This is a genomic window from Streptococcus rupicaprae (assembly GCF_040545225.1).
GTDB classification, from domain to species: Bacteria; Bacillota; Bacilli; order Lactobacillales; family Streptococcaceae; genus Streptococcus; species Streptococcus rupicaprae.
Genome location: NZ_JBEPLO010000006.1, coordinates 12,921 through 37,142 on the forward strand (window position 1 = coordinate 12,921; position 24,222 = coordinate 37,142).

The following is a 24,222-nucleotide window of genomic DNA, read 5'->3' on the forward strand; positions in this document are numbered from 1 at the left end:
CTATTCTCCTCCTTCTTCTAAAATTCCCGCTGCTCGTGCCAAGGCTAAGACACGTTCGGCACGTTCTACAATCGGTTTGTCGATCATCTTGCCATTGAGTGAAATAACCCCTGAACCTTTGGCTTCTGCTTCTGCAATTGCCGCCATCACTTTTTGAGCATGGTCAATCTCTTTCTCGGTTGGTGCAAAAACATCATTAACTACAGGAATTTGCCTTGGATTGATGACTGACTTGCCATCAAAACCTAGTTGTTTGATACGCTCCACTTCACGCCTAAAGTTATCCATGTCATTTACATCTGAGAAGACTGTATCCACAGCTGCAATACCTGCTACTCGCGCTGCATGGACAATCATAGATCTAGCAAAAAAGAGTTCTTCCCCATTTTTTTCTGGATAACGCTTGGTCTTCATAGCTGTGACATAATCCTCTGCCCCAAGTGCGATCCCTACAACCCGCTCACTGGCTGTTGCAATCGCTAGAGCATTAAAGACTCCAATCGGTCCTTCGATTGCACAGAACATCTTAGTTGATCCCACTTCGCGACCAATTTGTTCTTCAACCTCAGTAATCACTTCAGCGACATCAATAACATCCTGAGCTGTTTCTGTTTTGGGCAGGCGGATACAATCGATCCCTGCTCGAACCATAGCAGCGATATCATCGCGACCACCAGCTTCTAGGTCATTGATCCGAACTATCGTCTCTGTCTCTCCAAAATCGAAGGTCTTAATGGCTTGATAAAGGAGAAAGCGGGCACTATCTTTTTCTTTTAAGGAAACAGAATCTTCCAAATCAAACATGATAGAATCTGCCCCGTATAGATTGGCGTCCCTTAACATGGCTGCATTGCTGGCAGGGACAAACATCATGGTTCTTCTTAAACGTTCCATTTTTCAATTTCCTCCCAATCAATAGATCCTGTTTGACCGCTTGCCCGGTGAACAGCAGCAATCAATCGTGCTTTAATGGTGCAATCCAAGGCTCCTTGATCTTTAACCACCAATTTAGCCTGAGAAACCCCTAAATTTTCTAAGGTTTCACCAATAACTTTTCGAATTTGTTTTCCAAATTGTTTTTCGACCGAGCTAGTCAGTTCAAGCTCAATTCCCTGGTCAGGATTTTGATCGATTAGGATTTGCACATCTGACGACTCTAAGGTCCCGGCAACCCCTTGTTGCTTGATTTCAAAACGACTCATGAGTTTTGTTTCCTTTCTATTCGTTCTTTTATGTACTGATAAGTTGTTAGAGGAACTAAAGGTTTAATTTCCTCTAATTTTTTCTCTTGCCAAAGCTGGCGGACTAAGGAAGCACTAATGACTTGACCTTCAACCTCTAGTCTTTCTTTTATGACTAAAGTTAAACAATCCGCTAACTCTCTGGTCAACTCTTGATTATAGATAGCCGTTGTCTGAGATTTTGGTTCTGTCCCTAAAAAACGATGCGTGATACCCAAGGCTGGAATAATATGGGTTTTGAAGAGTTGGGCATCTAGATTGGCCTGTACTCTTGCAACGCTTTCTTCCTCCGGTAAAAAGTAGGAGGGAAAGGTAGCTGTTGACACCATATAGGGGCCTGTTTCGACTACGACAACATTGGACAAATGAGCTACACCATCTTCAACGAGTCTAAAGCGATCTTTAAAGGGAACGTAGGAACGATCCTGCGAGACCACAAAAAGATACAGCGCATCCACAACCTTAGCAGCTTCTTCTACAAGATAGAGGTGCCCCTTGGTAAAGGGATTGGCGTTCATTACAATAGCACCTTGTTTTTTTCCTGGTTGGTACTTGCTTTTAAGCTCATTCAGGTAAACTGGCAAACCTCTGACGGCTTTTTCCATAAACACCAGTTTGTCCTCTACCCTGACCAATTCCTTAAAGCCTAGGTGTTGAAAAGAAAGACTAGCTTCTGGCTTGGTATAAAGATAGCAACGGTCATATTTCTCAAAAACCTGAACCTCTAATTCCGTCAACAAAGCACTAATCATTGCGCCACCAGTGTAATCCGGATGGACTGCAACACATTTGATCACATTATCAAAGATCGCTCCCGTCGCTATTAAGCAATCGTCCTGATAGATGCCATACACTTCTTCGAGATTGGCTTCAGGACGAATCCCTCCCTTGTCTAAGAGATCTAACCAGGCGGTTTTCACACGAGGCTGCTTAATCCATAAGCGTTCCACAAGCATAGTTTCTCCTTTAAATGACTCTGTTTCAGAGTTTGATTAACCGAAATACTGCAAGAGAACCCCTGCGGCTACGGCAGATCCAATAACCCCAGCGACATTTGGCCCCATAGCGTGCATGAGTAGGAAATTAGAAGGATCCTCTTCAACCCCTACCCCTTGGACCACACGCGCCGCCATCGGCACTGCCGAGACCCCTGCAGCTCCAATCATCGGATTAATTTTGCCTTTAGTCAGATAATACATCAGTCGGCCCATAAGCACTCCCGCTGCTGTCCCTGCTGCAAAAGCAATCAGTCCAAGTATAATAATTTTAAGGGTGTCTGGTGATAGTAAGACATCTGCTTTAGCCTTTGCACCGACACTCACTCCTAATAGAACGGTGATGATATACATCAAAGAATTTGACAAGGTTTCTGTAATTTTAGGAACCTGTCCAGATTCTTTAATCAAATTTCCTAACATCAACATCCCGATCAGGGGCGCTGAGGATGGCAAGAGCAAGACCGTAAAAATAGTCACAACAATTGGGAACAGGATTTTTTCTTTCTTTGACACTGGTCGCAATTGTTGCATTTTGACCTTCCGTTGCTCTTTAGTTGTCAAGAGCCTAATGATAGGAGGCTGGATGATGGGAACCAAAGCCATGTAAGAATAGGCCGCTAAAGCAATTGTCGAAAGAAGATGTGGTGCTAATTGACTGGACGTATAGATTGCCGTAGGTCCATCCGCTCCACCAATAATACCTACTGAAGCAGCCTCTGGTCCAGTCATGCCTAACATAATCGAACCTAAAAGAGCAACGAAGATTCCAACTTGAGCAGCTCCCCCCAACAAGAGGGTCTTCGGATTTGAAATCAAGGGGCCAAAATCTGTCGTGGCTCCCAAACAAAGAAAGATTAGAGGAGGGTAAATCCCCTTATCCACCCCCTGATAAAGGTAATAAATCAGTCCACCGTTTGCCCCTTCAACTGGAGGTTCCATCAAACCACCTAAAGGCAGGTTGACTAAAAGCATCCCAAAAGCAATTGGAATCAAAAGATAGGGTTCATAGCCCTTGGCAATAGCCAAGTAAAGGAAGACACAGGCAATCCCTAGCACAATTATCGTCTGTAAATCAAGTGCGAATAGGCCTGAAGAGGTCAGCATCTCAATCAAAGCATTTATCATCTGCTTCTACCTCCTTCTATAATGTGACTAAGACTGCACCCGCCTCAACTTGTGCTCCCTTAGTCACAAGGACTTCACTTACGACACCATCTTCTGGCGCCACGATTGCATTTTCCATCTTCATTGCTTCTAAGACACACAAGGTATCTCCCGCTTTAACCGTTGCTCCTGGTTGAGCGCTGACTGCAATAATGGTTCCCGGCATTGGTGCTGTGACTGGGGTTCCCTTACCTGTTTCTGCTGAAGTAGGCACACTGGTCACTGGCGTTGGCTGGCTAAATGCCTTATCTGCCACTTCCTCAACAAGAACCTCATAGGTTTGCCCATTGACAGTGATATGGTAATTTTTCATCATAATCTCCTTTATTTTATCCGTTTAATTGATGTAATATGGTATTTTTTATCCTGTTGATCTCCGCTAGCCATGGCAAGGGCAGTCAGGGCTGCAACTAGCTTTAACTCCTCATTAACAACAAGACTTGCTGCAGAGAGCGCTCCTGCTTGTGCGTTTGGCGTTTCCAAAACCGGTTCTGGGCTATCTCCAATAAATCGAAACCCCTCGATGATAAACATCAGACCAACCAATACCACCATGACGACTGTGATAGCAACAACTGATAAACTGAGCGCTTCAATCATCGTAATCTGATTCATACTTCCTCCTTACTTTTGTATATCTCTAACTAATTTAGTTGAAAGCTCACACAAACCTTGCTTCAATGCGAATCGGTTCCTCAGATGAGATCGTCTTCTCTGGGAGGGCGTATTTAGCTTCTAAGAAGTCTTTTCCAAGTTGTGGGAACATGGCATAGATTAAAACATCCTCTTCTGAACGAGCAATTCCTGTCAATTCCTGACGAAGATGCTCCAACTCTGGAGACAGTAAATCAGCTGGCCTTTGGCTAATAACGGCATCATCTCCAATAATCTTGTCTTTGATTTCGGGACTAATTGGTGCAGGTGATTGGCCGTATTTTCCTCTAACATAATCTTTGATTTCATTTGGAACCATCTTATAACGTTCATTTGTCAAAACATTAAAGACAGCCTGAGTCCCTACCATTTGGCTGAGCGGTGTCACGAGCGGTGGATAACCCAAATCTTCACGAACTCTTGGCACCTCTTTGAGGACCTCCTCGTAAAGGTGCTCCGCCTTGGCTTGTTTAAGCTGTGAATAAAGGTTAGATAACATGCCTCCAGGAACCTGATAGATTAAGGTTTTTGGCTCCAGGCCCATCATTTTAGGTGCTAGGGTCCCCTCTTCAATGTATTTCTCTTTAATCGGCTTAAAGTAATCACTGATAGCAACCAAGGCCTCATCATTCAGATCTACCTGGAAGCCTAATTCTTTAAGGACAACACTCAGGCTTTCTGTTGCTGGTTGACTGGTTCCACCAGCCATGGGCGAAATAGCCGTATCAATAATATCGGCTCCAACTTCTACCGCTGCTAAATAAGTTAACTCAGAAGTACCGCTTGTCGCGTGGGTATGCACTTCAATTGGAAGGTCTGTCACTTCCTTTATTGCTGGAATCAGCTGACGTGCTCCAGCTGGTGTTAAAATACCAGCCATATCCTTTACACAGATGGAATCTGCCCCTAGAGCAACCATTTTCGCTGTCAACTCTTTATAGTAGTCAATCGTATGGACAGGACTAGTTGTATAACAGATAGTCAATTGGGCATGTTTTCCATTTTGTTTAACAGCTCGAACACTCGCCTCCAAGTTACGAACATCGTTTAGAGCATCAAAAATCCTGAAAATATCCATACCATTTTTGGCTGCTGCAGTGATAAAGGCCTCTACAACATCATCGGCATAATGACGATATCCCAAAAGATTCTGTCCTCTTAACAACATCTGCAATGGTGTCTTAGTCGCCTTAGCCTTAATCGCTCTCAACCTCTCCCAAGGATCTTCATTGAGGTAACGGACGCAGGCATCAAAGGTTGCTCCCCCCCAGCATTCTAGAGCATGATAGCCCGCCCTGTCTAACTCTTCCATGATGGGTAACATCTCATCGGTTCTCAAACGAGTCGCCATCAAGCTTTGATGAGCATCGCGCAATACAGTTTCTGTAAATTGAACACGTTTCATTTTTTCTCCACCTTTACTGAATCCTTCCTACCAGTTAGTAGGCGCTTACAAACAAAGTATACCATTTCACAATCTGTTTTGGGGAGAAAACACACAAGAAAAACACCAAGAACACTAAAAAAACAGCGATCTATAAATAAACTATATCCCCTAATGTCATTGTCCTAATCAAACAATCCTCTGCAAATGATTGGCCCACTCACTTTAAGTCACAAAGTCCTAGCATAGCCCCCCCTTACAAGCAGCACTTCCTATATCTATAATCACCACTAATCAATAAAACAGCATGATTTCCCAGTTTTTGCACATGGAAACCATACTGTTTTTACGTTATTCTAATTTTCCTAAGAAGACGAGACACTAGCCTGCCTAGATTCTTTTAGTATCTCTAAACTAGTCCCCCAATTCCTTGGTCCGCCTAATGGCTCGATTGACGGCTGAAATAGTTGCATGCCGAAAACCATTTTCCTCAAGGGAAACGACACCTGCTATGGTCGAACCACCAGGAGAAGTCACCTGATCTCTGAGCACTGCAGGGTGTTGGCCGCTGTCTAAGACCAACTGGGCAGCGCCCAATAAGGTCTGGGCAGCTAAGGTTAAACTATCTGCACGTTGAAGGCCATTCTGTACCCCAGCGTCAGCCAAAGCTTCGATAAATTGGTAAACAAAGGCTGGCCCGCACCCAGCAATGCCTGTCGCAGCATCTAGAAGGGATTCAGGTAACTTAAGCAGCTTTCCCGATTTAACCATCAAGGCTTCAAACAGGGTCTGGTCATCTAGACTGCGCGCACTGGCATTCAGGGCATAGGTCGTCATCCCTTGACCAATAGCGACTGGTGTATTGGGCATCATTCGGATAAGGCCTGCTTCTGCTGGTAATTGCGCTTCAAGCTGGCTCAAGCCTAGACCAGCTGCCATCGAAATCCATAGGGCTTGAGGTTTTTTAGCTACAGAAGCTGACTGATCCGTCAAAAATGGACCTATCTGAGAGGGCTTGAGGCCTAGGAAGATGACTTGACAGGTCTCGATGATGGCTTGGTTGGAAGCAATCTCAGCGCCTGACAGACGCTTGGCAAGTGCTCTTGCCTTGTCTAGATTGTGGTTGGACAAGACCAGCTCGTAGCCTGCTGCTGCAAGAGCACTAGCAACGGCTGAGCCCATATTGCCAATTCCGATCATTCCGATTTTCATCTACTTGCTCCTTTTTTCCATCATCATATCCTAACTTGGCCATCGCCCTCGATGATATACTTGTAGCTGGTCATTTCACGCAAACCCATTGGCCCGCGGGCATGCATTTTCTGGGTTGAGATGCCCAATTCACAGCCCAAACCAAACTGTCCGCCATCTGTAAAGCGCGTCGAAGCATTGACATAGACTGCTGCGCTATCCACTTGAAGGGTGAAGAGGTCAGCGGCAATCTGATCCTGGGTGACAATGGCTTCGCTATGCCCTGTCGAGTGCGCATTGATATGCTCAATAGCCTCTTTGACATCTGAGACCAGCTTGACTGCCAGGATATAATCTAAAAATTCCGTGTCAAAATCAGCCACTCCCGCAATTTCAAAGCTTTTCAAATAGACTGCCGCCCGTTCGTCCGCCCGGAAAGTCACTTGACCAGCCAAGGTCTCTTCTAATCTCGGTAAAAAGGTCTCTGCCAGGCTTTCATGGACCAGAAGCACCTCAATGCTATTGCAAACCGACGGACGGCTGGTCTTGGCGTTGACAGCTATCGCAAGCGCCTGGTCCAAATCAGCTTCACGATCAATGTAAAGGTGGCAAATCCCTGTCCCTGTTTCAATTACTGGGACCGTCGCTTGTTCAACGACAGCTTGAATCAGACCTGCCCCTCCTCTAGGAATCAAGAGATCGACCTTGCCCTTAGCCGTCATCAACTCGATTGCTGACTGTCTGCTGGTATCTTCGACCAACTGAAGGACTTCCGGTGATAATCCTGCTGCGATCAAGCCCGTTCTTAAAGCATTGACAATGACCTGGGAAGTTTGAAAGACCTCTTTACCGCCTCGTAAGATGCAGGCATTGCCGCTCTTGATGGCCAAAGCAGCAGCATCTGAGGTAACATTTGGCCGACTCTCATAGATCATGGCAATCAGGCCAAATGGGACAGCCTTCTTGGTCAATTTTAAGCCATTAGGCAATTTCTCCTCATCAAGGACGCGCCCCACCGGGTCTTCCAGATCAATCAGGGCACGAATACCTGCCGCCATCTCCTGAATCCGCTCTGGGGTCAATAGCAGGCGATCAAGCATAACAGGGGCAATCGTCCCCTGAGCCCTTTCCATATCAGCGACATTGGCCCTTAGAATGGTTTGACTGGCAATTTCTAAATACCGCGCCATCTCTTCCAGGGCCTTATTTTTAACATCCGTCCCAGCAAAATTAATGTCTCCCTTATGGACCAAGGCCAGGTCCAAAAGTTCTTGTGTCGTCTTCATTGATTCTTCTCTCCTTTACAAACTAACCCAGTCATTGCGATGGATCAAGATCCCTTCAGGGGTCAGCTGAGTCATCTTCAGCCTCAATTGGTCCGAGCTGATCTTGACCCGTCCCTTGCCAATCAAGCTTTGGTCTTCTTGTCTGAAAACAGAAACGATGTCCCCGGCCTGAAAGGCGCCATCAATAGCCTTGACCCCAGATACCAAGAGGCTCCGCCCCAAATCCGTCATGGCCCTTGTCGCTCCTTCATCAAGATAGACTGCGCCCTCTGTTCGGGCATAGAAGGCCAGCCATTGCTTGCGCTGGTTGAGTTTTTGGCGATCAGCATGGAAAAGAGTCCCGCGATTCTTACGCTGAACAGCATCGAGCAAGGCCGTCTCTGACTGGGATGAGCAGATGTAAACCGGAACACCTGAGCGTGTTGCCAGCAGAGCTGCCTGTAACTTGGTCGCCATTCCGCCTGTGCCATTGGCTGAGCCTGCTCCTTTGGCCATAGCCAGCAAGTCATCTGTGATTTCAAAGACATCCCCTATGTGCTCAGCTGTCAGATCCTGAGTCGGATTGGCCGTATAGAGACCATCCACATCCGTCAATAAAACCAGCAAATCTGCCTTGATCAACGAAGCAACCTGGGCAGATAGGGTGTCATTATCCCCGACCTTGATCTCTTCAACCGCTACCATATCGTTCTCATTGATGATGGGAATAGCTCCCTGCTTCATCAGAACCTGCATGGCCTGAGAGGCATTTTGGTAACGTCTAGCATCTGCAAAATCGTCTTGCGTCAGCAAAACTTGCGCAGACACAATCCCGTCCTCCAACAAATACTTGGTATACTCTTCGATCAAAAGCCCTTGCCCAACCGCTGCGGAAGCCTGCTTCTCAGCAATTCGCGTCGGACGTTTATCAAACCCTAACCGTCTAAATCCTGCCGCAATTGACCCCGATGTCACAAGGATCAACTGGTGGCCCGCACGGTGCAGTTGAGCCAGCTGGCGGGTAATCTTTTCAATCTTTTCAGGAACCAGATTGCCCTCAGCATCTGTTAAGGAGCTCGTCCCCACCTTAAATACAATCTTTTGGTATGTCATTTGTCATCTCTCCAAACATGATACTACATTATACCATATCTCGGAGAGAAAAGAGCCCTTTCCATGATAAAAGACCTAAGATATGGCTGGGACATAAAACAGTATGGTTTGATTTCCAAACACCGCAATTAGCTAAAAATTTCTTCAGTAGTCTGGAGGACTATAGAAAAGCGCGCTATAGGACTAGATAACCTAGTGGGGGTAAGGCTATACATGCTACGATCAAGTAAACGAACCATTTATGGGAACTTCCAAAAACTAGCTTTTTCCTGCTTTTCCGAAGTTAAAAGCCCGTTAAATCAATATTTTTAAATTTGTGGAATTGAGTTTTTAGAAGTCCCCTTATGCTTTCTATTTTTGATTTTGAAAGGATATGAGCCACTTCAAGGAAAAAATTCTCGTCAGCTTAGTTGACTGACGAGAGTGACTTTCTTAAAAAACTGCTTTTAATAGGCATACTCAACCAGGATATCCTGGCCTGAACTGATGCACTTGGCGCCTTCACGGATGAGGTGATGGCAACCTTCGGACTGGCCATCGACAATATTGCCAGGGACAGCAAAAACATCTCGCCCTTCTTCTAAAGCCCTTTCACACGTGATCAAACTGCCAGAGCGCATTTTGGCTTCGGCAACGACGAGGCCACTAGAGAGTCCTGCAATAATGCGGTTACGCTCGGGAAAATGAAACTTCAAAGGCTGGGTTCCCGGTGGGTATTCGCTGAGAATCAGCTGGTGCTTGGCCATATAATCCTGCAATTGACGGTTTTCCTTGGGATAGTAGACATCAAGGCCACAACCAATCACTCCGATGGTCTGACCGCCATTTTTCAGGCTGGCCATATGGGCAGCCGTATCAATCCCACGCGCCAGACCGCTGACAATGACAAACTGATTTTGCAATTCCTTGACAATTTTTTGAACAGCAGCCACGCCTGACGAGCTGGCATTACGGCTTCCAACGATACCCAGTTTGGGCTGTTCTAACAAATCTAAATCACCTTGATAAAACAGAAGTACCGGTGGATTATAGATTTCTTTCAAGGCCAAGGGATAAGCATCATCCAAGATAGACAGGCTAGGAAATTGCTCGAAGGCCTTGCGACAGGCGTCCTCGTCTAACTGCTTATAGTGCTCCAAGATCACAGCTGGATGTTTGACCTCAGAGACCACCGCACAATCCCTAGCTGACAAGGCTTTCCCTGTTTTGGCTTGGTAGGCCAAGATTCTATTGAGCTGCAGGTTGCTAAGACCTGCTTGCCGCCATTTAAATAATTCAAAACGCTTCATGACTAATCATCCTCCATCTCTTTATTCGAAAAAAACTCAGCTGAAAAACTGAGTTTTGACATATTAACGAGAAGTAAGGCATCTAGCGGAAAAATTCTCCCTCCCCTTTAAGACAAAACCTTGACAATGCGGGCCGGATTACCAGCAAGGACGATATTGTCTTCGTCGAAGGATTTGGTCACCACGCTTCCCGCGCCGATGACGACATTGTCTCCCAAGGTAACCCCTGGCAGAATGGTCACGCCACCACCAATCCAGACATTGTTTCCGATCGTGATGGGCTTGCCGTATTCTAGCCCTGCAATGCGCTCCGTAGCCTCCAAAGGGTGCAAGGGCGTTAGGAGCTGAACATTTGGGCCAATCAAGGCATTATCTCCAATAGTGATGGGACAAACATCCAAAAATGTACAGTTGAAATTAGCGAAAAAGTTTTCGCCGACATGGATATTGCTGCCGTAGTCACAGGAAAAACGAGGCTCAATATGGACCTGTTCTCCACTTGTTCCCAGCCAGGCTTTGAGCAAATCGCGCCGTTTAGTTGCATCCAGTTCCTGATTAAAAACCTGCATTTTTTCTCTTGCCTGTTGGCGCAAGGCATACAATTCGCTATCACTAGCATCATAATACTGGCCGGCCAGCATTTTTTCTTTTTCTGTTAACATCTTTATCTCCTTAAAGCAATAACTAGTATCGTGTATAGAACACCTAAAATGCCAAAGAGCACCAAATGAATCTTTCGGCTGATAACCAGATAGCCGATAAATTCACGGATAAAGGCATTGAGGCTGAAATAAAATTTAGTCTTAGCCCCATAGCCGATACAAGGAACGCCTTCCAAACGAGCAAAGTTGAGGGCCCGAAAAAGATGGTAATAATTGGTTACCACCGCAAATCGACTCCCTTCAGGCATGAGCGCAACCGAAAAGCGAATATTCTCCTGCGTATTGGTCGATTGGTCCTCTAGCAGGATGTCTGACTCTGGCACCCCTTGCTCAATGGCATAATCAGCCATCGCTCTCGCCTCTGCTACCAATTCATCAGGTCCTTGACCACCAGACATGATGAGCTTACAGCCAGGACGTTTGCGATAGATTGCGATAGCTTTGTCAATCCTTGAAGCTAATAAAGGAGTTACCTGATCCCCCATAAGACCTGCACCTAAGACGACAAGGTACCTCAACTTCCCCTTAAGCGGGGGCTGATAGGCGTTTAAGATTGCTGATAAAGTATAGGCAAAACTTAAGATAAGGACATAAGTAATGATTAGTCCTACCAAAAGATAAAGGTAATAAAAAAGCGAAAATGAGGTGAATTGCGAAGCTAATCTCGGAAAAAAGTACAGGTATATAAATAGGCCCAGAGCTAAGCCGAGAGACAGAAAATTGTACCATTTGACGCCTTCTCGGTGCAATAACTTGATTCCGTTGAGCAGAAGCGTCACCATCAACAAAAGTGGGCCTAGAGCTACTCCCACAATCAAGAAAAGCCCTAAAATCAGAACTAAGCCATAAAGCCATCGAGACGTTTCCACAGAAGCATTGACCTGAGAAACCACAGCCGCTATACTGAGTACACTAGAAACTATAAAGACAACGCCCAATAATATCTGGCGACGCTCTAAATGGTAAATAAGAAAAAAGATCAACCAGGACAGGGCGGTTAGACCGATTATCATAACATGTCCTCCAATATAGACTTGATAGGTTCAAAAGATCTGCGGTGGATAGGGGTTATTCCTAGCTCCTTCAAGCCCTGCAAATGCTTGGCCGTTCCGTAGCCGGCATTTTGGGCAAAATCATAGCCTGGGTAGAGCTGGTCATAGTCAGCCATCAAGCGGTCGCGCGTGACCTTGGCAACGATTGAAGCGGCGGCGATGGACATGCTCTTCGCATCTCCCTTGATGATGCTGGTCTGAGGAAGCCCCGTCTCCAGCGTCATGGCATCAATCAGCAGGTGGTCGGGCTGCGGTGATAGCTGGCTGATGGCATCCAACATGGCGATTTTGGTCGCTTCGTAGATGTTAACACGGTCGATGACCTCTGGTGACTGGACACTGATGCCTACTGCTACTGCTTCTGCAATGACAGCGTCATACACCGCTTCATGCTTTTTCTTGGGGATTTTCTTGCTATCATTGATGCCTGTGATTTTACAGCCGACAGGCAGGATAACCGCTGCTGCAACGACAGGACCAGCCAAGGGGCCTCGCCCGACTTCGTCAACCCCTGCAATCAGCTGAAAGCCTTGCTCGTAGAGCTTTTTTTCGTACCATAGCAGAGCTTCAAGGCGGTCCTCTTCTGCCGCTAGCTGCTCTAGCTCTTTTCGCCGTTTTTTGACCGCAGCTTGCACCCCTGCTCTGCCATCTGCCAAAAACTCCTCAAAGAGAGGGTCAGACAAACTGGTAACAGCTGCCAGCTGGGCTTTAATCGCTTTAATCGTCGCCATTACTGTCACTCACACGATCTAAGGTATAACGTCCCATCTTGCCATCTCTAATCTCCTTGACAAAAAGGCTGTAGAAACGGTCGTAATCGTCACGGAAACCCAGTTTCTTGGTCATCTCCATAATAATCTCAGGCGCCTCAGCTTCTAAGTCCATCTGTTTAAAGCGCTCTTTTAGACGTTCTGGGTAATGCATTTTAAAGTAATTGAGGCCAAAAATCGTCACTTCATCCATAGGCAACAATTGATCCTTGATGGCACCTGTCAGGGCCAACTTAAGGGCCACTTCTTCATCCTCAAACTTGGGCCAGAGAATCCCAGGTGTGTCCAGAATTTCCAGATCCTTGTTTGATTTGAGCCACTGTTGCCCCTTAGTTACACCAGGTTTATTGCCAACCACGGCAATTTTCTTACCTGCTAGACGATTCATGAGCGTGGACTTGCCAGCATTGGGAATGCCGATGATCATGGTTCTTAGAGTTTCGATTTGAATCCCACGCTCTTTTTGGCGCGCTATCTTATCTGCCATCAAACTTTTGGCAGCTTCTGTGACCAGCTTGACTGCTGATTGCTCTTTAGAATTGAGACTTAACGTCCTAATCCCTTGGCTTTCAAAGTAGCTCTGCCATTCCCGTGTCAATATGGGGTCAGCCAAATCCGCCTTATTCAAAATTAAGAGCTTAGGTTTGTCACCCACAATTTTTGTCAGCATAGGGTTCTGACTGGAGAGAGGCAATCTGGCATCGACCAAGACGGTCACAAAATCCACAAATTTAATGCTTTCTTGAACCTGCCTCCGAGCTTTGGACATGTGCCCTGGAAACCATTGAATAGTAGCCATATGTGTAAAATCCTTTCGTATCAAGGGTTTTCAAGCCCTTTACTTCTTAAAAATCATGCGAGTCACCAAAAAATCGCCAAATAGTGGACACTATTTCCAAACCAAGCGATAAGCTTGTAATTTATTGTGATTATTTTTAATACCAATAATATCAAACGATTTATAGACATTTGATAAATCTTTTCGGACTTTTGGGATAATGTTAGACGAGATGTGTCGTGGTGTGTAACTAGGTGCAATACCGATGACTTTTCTAAATTTATCTAAGTCTAGTTCAAGTTCTAGGTCTGAAAGGTTCTCTTCGATAATCTCATGTAACTTAGGCGAGTATTTACAAGACCATTTTATTGATGGCTTAAATTCAAAACCATTATCTTTATCGAACTTATTCAAACTAGTTCTAGTAGAATAAATTGCTATCTACCATTATACCACGATTTCCATTATCTGACCGCTATTCGCTGCTTCCATCGTAAAAACTCCTCGAATCCATCAAGATTGATAAATACCAGTTTATGAGTTGGATTTATAACATATTGCCTAAACTTCCCATGCCCTCTCATTTCAGAAATCCAACGATTCAAGGTATATTGATTCAATCCTTCCCAACGTTTTAGAAGAGACTTTTTATCTCCCCACTCCGCTATTGCATTTTCAACAGGTACATATTTTACTTTCACATTTGTCTCCTTATCATCGTTAATTTATGACCTCAGTGGGTAGAACTGGTTAGGTTCTTCATGGGAATCTCACCCGCTGTCCTTTCTCGCTGACAGCCTAAACGTTTAGAAGTATCATTATTCATACTTGTTGTCTTGGCAGATAGTTTCCCAGCCTATTTTATAGTCAACGTTTCTCGCTCATATCCTAGCGTGTCTAACTAAATTGCTCGACAAATGTAAAAGCCCTACCTTGGTCTATTCAATTGTCAATGAACAAACAAGGAGAGACTATTTTTTCTTATATCGCTGAATTCGCTTAGGGAAATCTGTTAGCCCCAATAGATAATCAACACTGACGTTATAAAGATTTGAAATTTTAATAAGCACTTCTGCCGTTAAAACTCTCTCCTCTTTCAATTTTTGAATATGCTGAATGAGTAAACGAAAGATAATTAGCAACTTCTTTTTGAGTAAGATCATGATCTTCTCTCAAATCTCTTATACGCCGATACATCTAGCTTTCTCCTAAATCCAGTATAAAAGGTTTTTAGAAGATTCTTTTTGAATTGTCCTAATTGGACAATTAAAGTTATTGCATGACTTTCAGAGTGCTCCTGGCTATGCTTAATAATAAAAACCTCCACGAACAACATGGAGGCTCGCCAATAAAAATTAAAACGATTCTTACCTTTATAAGATAGTGATGTCAAACTCTTTACTACTCGTTTGACTCGGTTCAACTATTTCTAGCTGGCGTTTTTGGTGGAAGTGATCACCTTCCTCAAGAGACGTCGACAGACCACTCCAGGGCTCAAGGGCAATAAATGGACCTTTATTGGTCGTTGACCAAATGATAAGATTTGAAAAATCAGCAAAATCCACTCTCAGACCCTTATGACTTTTTTTAGATTTTAGGCTGACACTACGGGAAGTCAGTTGGTCTAGCGTAATCGCATCATGACTAAATAAATCGTAATCTAAATCTAAAATCTTTTGTCCATTCAAAAATGGTGTGCGATCGTTTACATCCAACAAACCAGTTTCTGGAAAGCTCCGTGGAACGGTACAGGTTTCAGCAGTCTCGAACTCCAGATAATAATCTTCGTAAGCTTCACCATCAAGCAATGGGCAATTGAAACCAGGATGACCACCGATAAAATAAGGCAATTCCTTCTCTGTTTCATGGTTAATTACCTGATAAGTTGTTCTAATAGTCTTGCCAAACAACGTGTAAGTAATCCTCAATTCAAACCGATAAGGGTATTGTGCTAACATCTCATCAGTTGCTTGAATAGCAAATGTTACCTGATTCTCACTATGGTCTACTAATTCAAATTCACACTTTCGAACGAGACCATGGCGTGGCATAAAACCAACTTCATTTTCGCTGTAGATAGCTCTGTCATTTCGCAAGCTACCACAAATCGGGAACAGCACAGGTGCCTGCCCACTCCAATAAGTAGCATCACCCTGCCAAAGATACTCAACGCCATCTTTATCTTTGATTGAAGACAGGGAGCCACCTAAAATAGAAAACTCAACTGTTAGTTCGCTATTTTTTAACTGAATAACCATCATCTATCCTCCACGCAGAAGAGGGAGAGGCGTTAAGCGCAACCCTCCCATCGAAATATCTCTTATAAAATTGTTAATGTCTCAGCTACTTCTTTGTACCAATAAGCCGATTTCTTAGGGTATCTTTCTTGAGTTTCAAAATCAACATAGAACAAACCATACCGTTTTTCGTAGCCGTTTGACCATGAGAAAACATCCATCAGAGACCAGATAAAGTAGCCTTTGACATTTGCACCGTCAGCAATCGCATCAGAAATCACTTCTAGGTGTTTCTTGACATAGTCAATCCGACCATCATCATAAACAGTACCATCGACAAATTCATCTTTATATCCTAAACCATTTTCTGTAATATAGATTTTTTTATAGTTGGGATAATCTGCTTTGACACGCATAATTTGATCATACAACCCTTGTGGGTAAATAATCCAATCCCAGTCAGTTTTTGGAATATTGTCAGGTGCCTCACGACGTCCTACCCCCTTAATTTGGTATTTAGAACTGCCTTTTTCTCCCTTGCCATTATGAATGATTTCCGTCTCGCCATCGAAAGCCCGCATCCAATCACTCATGTAATAGTTAATTCCCAAGAAATCATTAAGATCTTTAGCTGCTTCTAAGGCTGCAAAATCATCCTCACGGAGATCCAATTCACCGCCGTTAATCGCTAAAATATGATTAACTCCAGACATGGTTGCTTCAGAATAATGACCCAAATAGGTGGCATCAAGGATAAATTTATTATGGATAATATCCTCTAATTCCGCTGCACGAACGTCTTCTGGGTTTTCAGGATCATAGGGGTATTTAGTCGGCAAGGCATGAACCACGCCAATTTCACCAGTATAACCCTTCTCTTTATAGAGTTTGACCGCACGCGCATGGGAAACCATCATGTTATGGTGAGATTGGAAAACCTTAGCCAAATCGTACTGGATTCCAGGAGGGAACTTTCCGACCAAGTACTGTCCGTCGCCAATCGGACCAATCTCATTGAAGGTTGTCCAATAATTAACCTCTGAAAATTCTTCAAAGCAAAAGGCTGCGTAATTCACAAAGTGGTCAATATTGTCACGGTTCAAGAAGTCACCATTTGAATGTAGTGCTTCTGGGGTATCAAAATGGTGCAGTGTGACAAATGGCTCCACCCCACGTTTATGGCATTCTGAAAAAAGCTGGTGATAGTATGCAACACCTTTTGGATTGACCTCACCAAATCCCGTTGGAAAGATACGTGACCAAGCAATTGAAATCCGAATGCCATTAACACCAAATTCCTCTGCTAACTTCAAATCAACTGGATAACGGTTATAAAAATCGCTAGCTGGCTCTGCGGTGTACCAGTAGTTTTCTTCCAGATATTTATCCCAGGCAACTGGTCCCTTACCATCTGTTTTTGTTGCCCCTTCTGCTTGGTAAGCAGCTGTTGCGCCACCGAAAATAAAGTCTTTTGGCAATGTTTTTGTCATCATATTCCTCTTCTAAAACTAGTTCTTCTAAGCAAATAGAAGGCTGAGTTCCCCCAACCTTCCATGTTTTCTTATTTAATTTTCAAATTGTTGCTTAACAAATTCAAGTGAACCTTGACCATCACGGGTCAAACCAATGTATTGAGCCCCTTCAGTCTTAGCCAATTTAATGCCAAGTTTATCGGTTTCTGCCTTCATATCTTCATAGTTAGAGGCAACCTGAGGAGCAAGAATAACCAATTGGTACTGTGGCAAGATTTCACGGTGAGCACCATAGCTTCCAGCAGCAGCTGTTACTGGAGCCCCATACTCTTTCGCAGCCTTATTCAAAGCATTAGCAAGAAGACCGCTTGTACCACCACCCGCACAAAGGACGAGAACATTAGTCTGCTCAGTGATTTCTGTTTCTGATGCTTTTTCTGTCACACCAGCTTTTTCAAGAATGGCATCCGCTTTAGCTGTATTAAAGTTCGCCGCAACTTTTTCTTTCAAGCTATCATTACTTGTACCAGCCGCTTCCTCTGCTAAAATTTGGTCATCATAAACTTTCAAGAATGGGTAGTAGATAGCAACATCAACAACAATAAGCAACGCTGCAAGAACAAATGATAGAGCTGCAAATTGTGTTCCCATAATAATCCCCAAAGGACCAGGAGTTACCCAAGGAAGGTTAACAGAAAAGCTATTCATCCCCAATGTATCAACGAAGAACTTGAAGATCCAAACGTTTACAATTGGTGTCAAGATAAATGGCACAAAGAAAATTGGGTTAAGAACAAGCGGTGCACCAAACAAAATGGGTTCGTTAACACCGAAGAAAGTCGGAACAACTGAGGCACGTCCAATGGCCTGATTGCGTTTTGATTTTGTCAACCACATGAACATGAATGGGACTACCAAGGTAGCTCCAGTACCACCCATGGTCACGATAAACATTTGTGTCCCGGATGTCAAAACTTTGTCGGCATGTTGACCCGCTTGAAGTAATTGCAAGTTCGTTTCAATATTTGCGTAAGTGATAGCCGCAATCGCTGGTTCAACAATTGATGGACCATGGATACCAACAAACCAGAAGAGGGCATAGGCACCAAAGATAATGGTAATGCCAAGGTAACCATCTGCAGCCGTAAAGAGCGGGGCAAGTAGCGTACCAATAACTTCAGCAACACTGGTTCCAATGGTATTGCGAGCAAGCAAATCTAAACCATAGAGCGCAAAGATTGAGAACGAGAATGGGAACAAGTCTTTAAAGACCTGAGAGATGTTCGGTGGAACTTCGTCAGGCATGCGAATGGTGACATTGTTTTTAACACAGACTTTGTAAATGTTAACGGTGATAAAAGCCGCCAGGAAGGCAGAAAGCAACCCCTTCGTACCCAAAAAGCCATTAGCAAAACCACCCTCGATAGAATCAGAAGCTAGCAACAAAAAGCCTGTAATTGATGCCAACATGGTAGACATGTAGTTAATCTGATTGGTACTTTCCAAATCACGGTTAACCGAATCTGTCAATGATTTGGCTGTTGTTCCAGCAACCAGCAAGGCAACAACACCCATGGTATAACCATAAGGTTTCATGAGCATGCTGACAACATCATCGCTCCATGTAAAACCGAAAATGTTTGGCACAAATGCAATCAACAGGAAGATACTCGAGAAAAGAATCACTGGCATGCTGGCGATAAAGCCATCACGAATAGCACGGAGATAAATGTTCCTTGAAATTTTCTCAAACAACGGTTTTTGTTTTTCTAACGCGTTAATCAAAGCATTCATTAGCGATTACTCCTTCTGTAAAGTTCAATCATATGTTTCATCATATCTTTTAACAACAGGGTTGTCATCAAGTGATCTTGACCATGCATCAAGGTCACACTAAATGCCAAATCTTCCCCAAGTGCCTCTTTTTGAAGCAAGCTTGTTTGAACCTTGTGTGCATTTGTGATGCATTCACCAGCTGCTTCAACAAGTGACTCAGCTTTGTCATAATCACCCGCTTGTGCAGCTGACAAGGCTTCCAGGAGACGTGAGCGAGCATCGCCTGCATAAGCAACGATTTCAAACCCTAACAGGGTAATTTCTTCTCTATTCATCAGAGAATTCCTCCTAAATAATTTCTCTTATTTTTGTTTCCATGAAGCAGCTGAGGTTTCCAAAACTCTATTTAAGGATTCAATATTTTCAGAACCAACTGTTCTTAACCATTGACGTGCAGCCTCTTCACCTTCTTCAATGAAAATCTTGACTGAACCTGCCCATGTGGCTCGACCACACAAGACACCATTAAATTTTGCTCCTGATTCACTGGCAAAAACAAGTGTATCTTGGAATAATTGTGCTGAAACACCTGCACTAAGGTAAATATATGGTAAGTATGTTGAAGCTTCTTGGTCTCGGAAATATTGAGCTGCTTCCTCTTTAGTATAAGCGACTTCACCATTTCCAAAACCTTCTACAAAGTTCATATTGACAGGAACCTCTACTTTGAGAACATCAATGCCAAATCTTTCATCAGAGAAAATTCGCATGGCTTCATTTACCTTACGTGGTTTAACACGAGCAAACTCTATACTTGAGTTATCCTCAATTTTTTCATCATATGATAGAATTTCCAAAAAGAATGGGATGTCCTCAGCCTTACATTCAGAACCAATTCTCTCAATATATGCCTGCTTCTGCAGATTGACATATGGATCTCCATCGACATCATAATAGAGTAAGAATTTAACTGCATCTGCCCCCTCTTCCTTAAGGCGTTTTGCAGACCATTCTACAAGGCAATCAGGTAAACGGCTTGTTGTGCTTGCATCATACCCTGTTTTTTCATATGCCAGTAATAAGCCTGATTCTGCATGTCTTGATTTGGCTGCGGGCAAACCATATTCTGGATCTAAAAGAATGGATGACGCAAACTGAGTTAACTCCTCAGAAACGATGACTTTCAAACGTTCGATCTGTTCAACAGATGGTTCCTCTGTTTGATACTGACGCATCATTTTTTTCAATGCTCCACGCTGGTCAAAAGCTAATGCAGAGATAATTCCACTCTTATCACTAACCTTTTCCATAAATAAACGTTTATTTTCTGTTAATACCATAATTACACCTCTTCTACCTGAATTTGATCAGCTAATTTCTGATAATTGGCTAAATTGACATAGCCAGTCAATTTTTCTTGTGCATTTAACATTCCTAAAACATTAGCTTTTTTAAGAAGTTCTACATCATCCAAATTCCCAACAATTGCGGAGGCAATACCAGCAACAGTAGAATCACCTGAACCAACTGGATTTTTTACTTCAATTTTAGGAATACTGACCTTATAATAGTTATTCCAATGCTTAGCAAAAGCACCTTTTGATCCCAGAGATACAATCACCCACTCAATACCTTCGAAAAGTTCGTTTTGTAAACTAAATTTCAATTGATAAATATCATCTGTAATTTCTGAACCAAGTAGTTGGGATAGCTCCTCTGTATTTGGTTTAATTGCTTTTGGTTTTCTATTCGATTTTAAGACTTGTTTCAGAGAATCACCCGAACAATCAAGCACAACAGGAATATTCTTTTCTTCACAAATTGATAACATCTGAACATAGTAATTTGACGGTAATCCTGAAGGAAGACTTCCTGAAATAGTAACTAGAGTAAAATCAGATATGATATTTCTAAAGTATTCTAAAAATCCATTGGATTCCTTCTCGCTAATTTCAGGTCCTTGTTCTAGAATTTCAGTCTGATTTCCATCATGTAAAATGGCGATACAGTTTCTTGTCTCTCCCTTGATATGATAAAAAGAGTGTTTAATAGAGAAATTGTCTAGTTCACTTTCAATAAATTCTCCTAGTTTTCCTCCAAGCAGCCCGCTTGCTACTACTTTATTATCCAACTGATGGAGAACTCTCGTGACATTTAGGCCCTTGCCACCTGCTGTCTTAATAGGGTTTGCAATACGATTAACGGTGTCAACTTCAAACTTTTCCAATGGATAGGAAATATCAATCGATGGATTCAGTGTTATTGTCAAAATCATAATACCTACCTACTTAGTCGTGATATTCTCCACGATCCCATTTTTCCAAAAATTCATCAAAGAACTCTGGGTTAGCCTGTTCAGCATTTTGAGTTTCAATCTTACTGATTTTTTCAATCAATTTTTTATTTTCTGGTGTTTCTTTATACTCAGCAGCAATGAATGCGTCAATAATATCACACATTAGAAGCTCTCCAGTAACTTTTCCACCAAAACCAATGACATTGGCATTCAACTCTTCCTTAGCATATACAGCAGAAGACATGTCTCGAACAAGAGCCGAGCGAACACCTGGAACCTTATTGACGGCATTGTTGATACCGACACCAGTTCCACAGATACACACTCCCAAATCTGCTTGTCCACTCACAACGGCTTCACCAACTTTTTTCCCATAAATTGGATAATGAGTTCTGACATGGTCATAAGTTCCGCAGTCAATGACTTCATGTCCTTGGTTTTTTAGATAATCAACAACAGCCATTTTCTCATCGGTAACGATATGGTCACAACCAACAGCAATTTTCATAAATGTTTATTTCCCTTCTTCTATTTTAACCCATTTTATTGAGCATATCGACACGAATTTGGTGTCTACCGCCATCATATGAACCAAAGACAAACCCTTTTACGATATTTTTAGCTAATGTTGTACCAACAATTTCTGATCCAATAGTAATCATACGAGAATTATTGTGGCCTCTCGTCATGTAAGCGGAACGTTCATCCGATACCTCTGCGGCTACCATACCTTTTACCTTCGTAGCAACCATAAAGCTACCTGCTCCATAAGCATCAATAGCAATACCCAAATTCTCGTCGTTTTTTTGAACCTCTTTTGCAACAGCAAGAGTCGTATCTACAAAATCTCTTACCTCTCCTTGACTAACATCAATAACCTCTAATTGATTTTCCTTAAGGTAATCAACGATAATATCTTTTAATTTTAGTCCAGCTTGATCTGCACCAATGACAATTGCCATAATGTACTCCTTATAGTTAATATATAGAAAAAGCGTTTACAACCTTTTTACAACTATGATTATATACCCAAAGAAACATTTTGTCAACACTTTTTGTTTAAAAAATGTCTAAAAAATGTTATTTTCTTATTTTTTTATATGTAAAACCAAAAAAACCAACATTTTCCGAAGTTTTTGTTGGTTTTCTCTTATATCAAGAAATGACTTCTGTGAAATCTCTAATTTTTTGTAGTTGTTCTGGTCTAAAACTATCTGTAATTACTGCAGTCAATTCTCCTAATTGACAAAATGTTGTAAAATCTTCTTTTCCTATTTTAGTTGTATCAATGAGTAAATATTTTTCCAAAGAATTTCTTAAAGCTATTTGTTGTGTAAAAGCTTCTGCAAAGGAAGAAGTCATGACCTCTCCTTCTTTAACACCATTTCCGCTAAAAAACATTTTACTGAATTTCATCTTTTCCAAAATAGTATTAGTAATTTCACCCACAAATGATTCTGTCACCTGTCTCATTTCTCCCCCTAAAAGATAAACTTTAAATGTTTCAGTCTTTTTTTCATATAAATGCTTGAAAACAGGATAGCAATTGGTTACAACAGATAATACACTATTCTGAATTTCTGTTGCCAACAGTTCAACAGTTGTACCTGGTCCTAAAAATATGGTATCTCCATCCTCAATTAAAGTAGCTGCTTTCTTGGCTATTTCGGATTTCTCTGCGATATTTATATTGTGTTTTTCTTGATGAGAACTTTCTTTCAGTGCAAAGGCATTATTACTACGAGCACCACCATGAATTTTTGTCAGTAAACCTCTCTCTTCTAACTCAGATAAATCACGTCGAGCTGTCATATCTGTGATATCGAACATTTCAACCAGTTCAGCTATTCTAATCGTTCCCTTTTCTTGTACAAGTCGTACTATTTCTTCATGTCTTCTATATTTTTTCATTTTCAACTTCCTCAAATTTGTTACTTTCATTATATCACTTTTCCAACATTATTTGTTTGTTTTATTGTCAAAAAATATTAAATCCATCATTTTTTTGTTGATTTGGAAATAAATTCTCTTTTTCAGCAATTTGACTAAGAACCTGTATTCACAAAAAAATGTTAAACTAAAGATATGATACGAAAAGCATATGACACTGATTTAACGGATAAAGAATGGGCTGAACTTGAACCCTATTTCTCCAAACACCGCACCTATAAATGGTCTAAACGAGAACTCGTGGACGCAACCTTGTATATCACTAAAACAGGTTGCCAATGGCGCATGCTCCCTCATGATTTCCCTCCTTACCCAACTGTCTGGAGTTTCTTTCGTCGTGCCAAGGAGAGCGGCTTGTGGGACAAGATTCTGGCGGAACTAGTTAAAAAAAGCGAGTAAAAGCAGGTAGAGCAGCCACTCCAAACTATGCTATCATTGATTCTCAAAGCGTCAAAACAACGGATGCTGCAGAAGAACGTGGGATTGATGGAGGTAAAAAAGTCAAAGGGAGAAAATGCCACATCGTTGTTGATACCATGGGGAATCTGCTTGATGTGGTGGTTCATGCAGCTAATTTGCACGACACAACATCAGGGCTTTTAGTGGCGCGCAAAGTGATGATAGAATTCCCAACTATCAAGGCTTTTTCGGCCGATGCAGGTTATCGGAAAAGTTTTGAAGAGATGATGAGTGAGGCGTTGGGCTCATATTAGTTGTCTTTTAAGGGCTCTATAATTTTGTGAATACAGGTTCTAAGCTAATTAGGCTAGTTTTTGGCCAACTGAGGACAATTTTTGCGGGCATAATGGCCGTACTACCAGAACATTTGATAGTGAGTAAGCTAAAATTCGCCCATTCTAGTCAGTGTTTCTATTGTGAATACAGGTTCTAACATAATTTCTAATGCTCCCATTCAACCATTGAATGTTA

At 42.6% G+C, this 24,222-nt stretch carries 27 protein-coding genes and 1 pseudogene; 2 read left to right on the forward strand and 26 right to left on the reverse strand.

Going from position 1 to position 24,222, the window contains the following annotated elements; all coding sequences use genetic code 11:
- From citE to ABID29_RS03645, 26 genes and pseudogenes are all read right to left on the reverse strand, one after another.
- Nucleotides 1-894 carry a citrate (pro-3S)-lyase subunit beta gene (citE, locus tag ABID29_RS03520; RefSeq protein ID WP_354364448.1) on the reverse strand — a complete coding sequence of 298 codons (894 nt, stop codon included), beginning with the start codon at nt 892-894 and terminating at the stop codon, nt 1-3.
- A complete protein-coding gene (gene citD, locus ABID29_RS03525) occupies nt 882-1,202 on the reverse strand; it encodes a citrate lyase acyl carrier protein (RefSeq protein ID WP_354364449.1) in 321 nt (106 codons plus the stop codon). The genes citE and citD overlap by 13 nt, the downstream gene beginning before the upstream one ends.
- Nucleotides 1,199-2,197 (reverse strand): [citrate (pro-3S)-lyase] ligase, encoded by a 999-nt coding sequence (gene citC, locus ABID29_RS03530; RefSeq protein ID WP_354364450.1) that lies wholly within the window; start codon nt 2,195-2,197, stop codon nt 1,199-1,201. The genes citD and citC overlap by 4 nt, the downstream gene beginning before the upstream one ends.
- 36 nt (nt 2,198-2,233) lie before the next feature.
- Nucleotides 2,234-3,364, reverse strand: a complete 1,131-nt coding sequence (locus tag ABID29_RS03535) for a sodium ion-translocating decarboxylase subunit beta (protein WP_354364451.1) — start codon at nt 3,362-3,364, stop codon at nt 2,234-2,236.
- A 16-nt stretch (nt 3,365-3,380) separates the two neighbouring features.
- Nucleotides 3,381-3,716, reverse strand: a complete 336-nt coding sequence (locus tag ABID29_RS03540; RefSeq protein ID WP_354364452.1) for a biotin/lipoyl-containing protein — start codon at nt 3,714-3,716, stop codon at nt 3,381-3,383.
- Between the two features lie 11 nt (nt 3,717-3,727).
- A complete protein-coding gene (locus ABID29_RS03545) occupies nt 3,728-4,018 on the reverse strand; it encodes an OadG family transporter subunit (RefSeq protein WP_354364453.1) in 291 nt (96 codons plus the stop codon).
- A 46-nt stretch (nt 4,019-4,064) separates the two neighbouring features.
- A complete protein-coding gene (locus ABID29_RS03550) occupies nt 4,065-5,462 on the reverse strand; it encodes an oxaloacetate decarboxylase subunit alpha (protein ID WP_354364454.1) in 1,398 nt (465 codons plus the stop codon).
- Between the two features lie 393 nt (nt 5,463-5,855).
- A complete protein-coding gene (gene proC, locus ABID29_RS03555; protein ID WP_354364455.1) occupies nt 5,856-6,653 on the reverse strand; it encodes a pyrroline-5-carboxylate reductase in 798 nt (265 codons plus the stop codon).
- 23 nt (nt 6,654-6,676) lie between these two features.
- Nucleotides 6,677-7,918: a glutamate-5-semialdehyde dehydrogenase gene (locus ABID29_RS03560; protein ID WP_354364457.1), complete on the reverse strand. Its 1,242-nt coding sequence runs from the start codon at nt 7,916-7,918 to the stop codon at nt 6,677-6,679.
- A 15-nt stretch (nt 7,919-7,933) separates the two neighbouring features.
- On the reverse strand, nt 7,934-9,010 hold the full coding sequence (gene proB, locus ABID29_RS03565; protein WP_354364458.1) for a glutamate 5-kinase: 1,077 nt from the start codon (nt 9,008-9,010) through the stop codon (nt 7,934-7,936).
- 446 nt (nt 9,011-9,456) lie between these two features.
- On the reverse strand, nt 9,457-10,299 hold the full coding sequence (gene dprA, locus ABID29_RS03570) for a DNA-processing protein DprA (protein WP_354364460.1): 843 nt from the start codon (nt 10,297-10,299) through the stop codon (nt 9,457-9,459).
- A 107-nt stretch (nt 10,300-10,406) separates the two neighbouring features.
- Complete coding sequence (locus ABID29_RS03575) at nt 10,407-10,961, reverse strand: sugar O-acetyltransferase (RefSeq protein ID WP_354364462.1); 555 nt, start codon at nt 10,959-10,961, stop codon at nt 10,407-10,409.
- 2 nt (nt 10,962-10,963) lie between these two features.
- Nucleotides 10,964-11,974 (reverse strand): YdcF family protein, encoded by a 1,011-nt coding sequence (locus ABID29_RS03580; RefSeq protein WP_354364464.1) that lies wholly within the window; start codon nt 11,972-11,974, stop codon nt 10,964-10,966.
- On the reverse strand, nt 11,971-12,744 hold the full coding sequence (locus ABID29_RS03585) for a ribonuclease HII (RefSeq protein ID WP_354364466.1): 774 nt from the start codon (nt 12,742-12,744) through the stop codon (nt 11,971-11,973). Before ABID29_RS03585 ends, ABID29_RS03580 begins: the two co-directional genes overlap by 4 nt.
- Complete coding sequence (gene ylqF / locus ABID29_RS03590) at nt 12,731-13,582, reverse strand: ribosome biogenesis GTPase YlqF (protein ID WP_354364468.1); 852 nt, start codon at nt 13,580-13,582, stop codon at nt 12,731-12,733. The genes ABID29_RS03585 and ylqF overlap by 14 nt, the downstream gene beginning before the upstream one ends.
- 443 nt (nt 13,583-14,025) lie before the next feature.
- Complete coding sequence (locus ABID29_RS03595; protein ID WP_354364469.1) at nt 14,026-14,262, reverse strand: DNA-binding protein; 237 nt, start codon at nt 14,260-14,262, stop codon at nt 14,026-14,028.
- Nucleotides 14,263-14,532: 270 nt separating this feature from the next.
- Nucleotides 14,533-14,758, reverse strand: a pseudogene (locus ABID29_RS03600) (helix-turn-helix domain-containing protein).
- A 176-nt stretch (nt 14,759-14,934) separates the two neighbouring features.
- Nucleotides 14,935-15,819 carry an aldose 1-epimerase family protein gene (locus ABID29_RS03605; protein WP_354364557.1) on the reverse strand — a complete coding sequence of 295 codons (885 nt, stop codon included), beginning with the start codon at nt 15,817-15,819 and terminating at the stop codon, nt 14,935-14,937.
- A 62-nt stretch (nt 15,820-15,881) separates the two neighbouring features.
- Nucleotides 15,882-17,288: a 6-phospho-beta-galactosidase gene (gene lacG, locus ABID29_RS03610; RefSeq protein WP_354364471.1), complete on the reverse strand. Its 1,407-nt coding sequence runs from the start codon at nt 17,286-17,288 to the stop codon at nt 15,882-15,884.
- 75 nt (nt 17,289-17,363) lie between these two features.
- The gene (locus tag ABID29_RS03615; RefSeq protein WP_354364472.1) at nt 17,364-19,064 is read right to left on the reverse strand and encodes a lactose-specific PTS transporter subunit EIIC; all 1,701 of its coding nucleotides are present in this window, start codon (nt 19,062-19,064) and stop codon (nt 17,364-17,366) included.
- Nucleotides 19,064-19,381, reverse strand: coding sequence for a PTS lactose/cellobiose transporter subunit IIA (locus ABID29_RS03620; protein WP_354364473.1), 318 nt, complete (start codon nt 19,379-19,381; stop codon nt 19,064-19,066). Before ABID29_RS03620 ends, ABID29_RS03615 begins: the two co-directional genes overlap by 1 nt.
- A 27-nt stretch (nt 19,382-19,408) precedes the next feature.
- Nucleotides 19,409-20,386, reverse strand: coding sequence for a tagatose-bisphosphate aldolase (lacD, locus tag ABID29_RS03625; protein ID WP_354364474.1), 978 nt, complete (start codon nt 20,384-20,386; stop codon nt 19,409-19,411).
- A 2-nt stretch (nt 20,387-20,388) separates the two neighbouring features.
- Nucleotides 20,389-21,321 (reverse strand): tagatose-6-phosphate kinase, encoded by a 933-nt coding sequence (lacC, locus tag ABID29_RS03630; RefSeq protein WP_354364476.1) that lies wholly within the window; start codon nt 21,319-21,321, stop codon nt 20,389-20,391.
- Nucleotides 21,322-21,334: 13 nt separating this feature from the next.
- The gene (lacB, locus tag ABID29_RS03635; RefSeq protein ID WP_354364477.1) at nt 21,335-21,850 is read right to left on the reverse strand and encodes a galactose-6-phosphate isomerase subunit LacB; all 516 of its coding nucleotides are present in this window, start codon (nt 21,848-21,850) and stop codon (nt 21,335-21,337) included.
- A gap of 25 nt (nt 21,851-21,875) precedes the next feature.
- Nucleotides 21,876-22,304, reverse strand: a complete 429-nt coding sequence (lacA, locus tag ABID29_RS03640) for a galactose-6-phosphate isomerase subunit LacA (RefSeq protein ID WP_168549468.1) — start codon at nt 22,302-22,304, stop codon at nt 21,876-21,878.
- 193 nt (nt 22,305-22,497) lie between these two features.
- A complete protein-coding gene (locus ABID29_RS03645; RefSeq protein WP_354364479.1) occupies nt 22,498-23,253 on the reverse strand; it encodes a DeoR/GlpR family DNA-binding transcription regulator in 756 nt (251 codons plus the stop codon).
- Nucleotides 23,254-23,427: 174 nt separating this feature from the next.
- On the opposite strand from ABID29_RS03645, the gene ABID29_RS03650 reads away from it, so the two are divergent.
- Nucleotides 23,428-23,691, forward strand: a complete 264-nt coding sequence (locus ABID29_RS03650; protein ID WP_354364481.1) for a transposase — start codon at nt 23,428-23,430, stop codon at nt 23,689-23,691.
- 35 nt (nt 23,692-23,726) lie between these two features.
- The gene (locus ABID29_RS03655) at nt 23,727-24,005 is read left to right on the forward strand and encodes a transposase (protein ID WP_354364558.1); all 279 of its coding nucleotides are present in this window, start codon (nt 23,727-23,729) and stop codon (nt 24,003-24,005) included.
- The last annotated feature ends 217 nt before the right edge of the window (nt 24,006-24,222 follow it).